General features: G+C 70.3%; 3 protein-coding genes and 1 pseudogene. All 4 read right to left on the bottom strand.

From position 1 onward, the window contains the following. Positions 1-374: pseudogene (locus GKC28_RS26065) on the bottom strand (hypothetical protein); the annotation flags it as partial. Next, on the bottom strand, positions 371-754 hold the full coding sequence (locus GKC28_RS26060; RefSeq protein ID WP_174149833.1) for a biopolymer transporter ExbD: 384 nt from the start codon (positions 752-754) through the stop codon (positions 371-373). The gene GKC28_RS26060 and the pseudogene GKC28_RS26065, both read right to left, overlap by 4 nt. 10 nt (positions 755-764) lie before the next feature. Then, positions 765-1,100 (bottom strand): biopolymer transporter ExbD, encoded by a 336-nt coding sequence (locus GKC28_RS26055; RefSeq protein WP_302480831.1) that lies wholly within the window; start codon positions 1,098-1,100, stop codon positions 765-767. After that, complete coding sequence (locus tag GKC28_RS26995; RefSeq protein WP_368041175.1) at positions 1,097-1,180, bottom strand: hypothetical protein; 84 nt, start codon at positions 1,178-1,180, stop codon at positions 1,097-1,099. Before GKC28_RS26995 ends, GKC28_RS26055 begins: the two co-directional genes overlap by 4 nt. Between the last annotated feature and the right edge of the window lie 12 nt (positions 1,181-1,192).

Genomic DNA, 1,192 nt, shown 5'->3' with positions numbered 1-1,192 from the left:
GAACCGCTGCTGCAGGTCCAGGCCCCGGTGCTGCCGCAGATAGACCTGGCCCAAGCGCCCCGCGCCGCGGGTTGCGCGAGCGGGGCCAGCACCGCGGCGCGGGGCGCTTGGGCCAGGTCTATCTGCGGCAGCACCGGGGCCTGGACCTGCAGCAGCGGTTCCGCACTGGGAGGTGCGGGCTGCGGCGTTTCGGGCGGTTTCTGCCAGGCCTCGGCCATGCGGGCGACCTCGGCGCTGGCGGGCTGGAGCGAGACCAGGGCCTCGCCGCCCGCGCCGCTGGACTGCGCCCCCGTTTCCGGCGCGCTGGCAAAGAGCGCGATGTGGATGAGGCCGGCAAGGCCCGTAAAGACGGTGAATTCGGCGGCGCGTTTCATGGGCGTTGCACCACCAGTTCGGCGCGGCTGAGGCCCGCCTCAGCCAGGTGGCGCAGGATGCGGGCCAGCGCCTTCGCCTCCAGCCGTGCATCGGCGCGCAGCTGGATATTGGGGTGGCCCGCGCTGGCTGCCGCTAGCCGGGTGAGCGCGGCTTCGCCCTCCGCCCCGTCGTAGTGCATGCGGCCATCCGCGCCGATGTAGAGCACCGGTTCGGTTTCCGGCGCGGTCTCGGACACGGCGTCGGGCGGGGTGACGTCGAATGGGTCGGGCTGGGCCAGGCGTGAGGTCATCAGGAAGAAGATCAGCAGCAGGAACACCACGTTGATCATCGGCACGATGGATTCGGCGCGGGGGCGGCGGGGCGGGTCGCTCAGGTCCATTGCTGCCCCCTCACTCCACCAGCACGACGTTGCTGAGGCCCGCCTGCAGCAGCAGTGCGGTCATGTCGGTGATGCGCTGCAGGGTGGCGCCGTCGCGGCCCCTGAGTATCAGCATGTCGGCGGGTGTCTTCATCAGCGGCGCCAGTGCCTGGGTGAGGTTCGCATCGGCGACCGGCACGCCGTTCACATCCAGGTTGCCGGGGCCGACGCCGATCAGGCGCGGCGGGCCGTCGTAGGTGCCGCCCTGTCCGGCCAGCGGCAGCTGCAGCACCGTGTCCATGCCAAAGCGCGAGGCGAGCATGAAGAACACCAGGAGCAGGAACACCACGTCGATCATCGGCGTCAGGCTAGCTGCAGCACCGTGTCCATGCCAAAGCGCGAGGCGAGCATGAAGAACACCAGGAGCAGGAACACCACGTCGATCATCGGCGTCAGGCT

Origin of the sequence: Leisingera sp. ANG59 (assembly GCF_013317235.1) — a bacterium.
Taxonomy (GTDB): domain Bacteria; phylum Pseudomonadota; class Alphaproteobacteria; order Rhodobacterales; family Rhodobacteraceae; genus Leisingera.
This window is presented reverse-complemented; position numbering and strand designations above follow the sequence as displayed.

Bases quoted from the DNA above. Each gene is read 5' to 3' on its own strand.
- GKC28_RS26060 (WP_174149833.1), bottom strand. From the start codon at position 754: ATGGACCTGAGCGACCCGCCCCGCCGCCCCCGCGCCGAATCCATCGTG.
- GKC28_RS26995 (WP_368041175.1), bottom strand. From the start codon at position 1,180: ATGATCGACGTGGTGTTCCTGCTCCTGGTGTTCTTCATGCTCGCCTCG.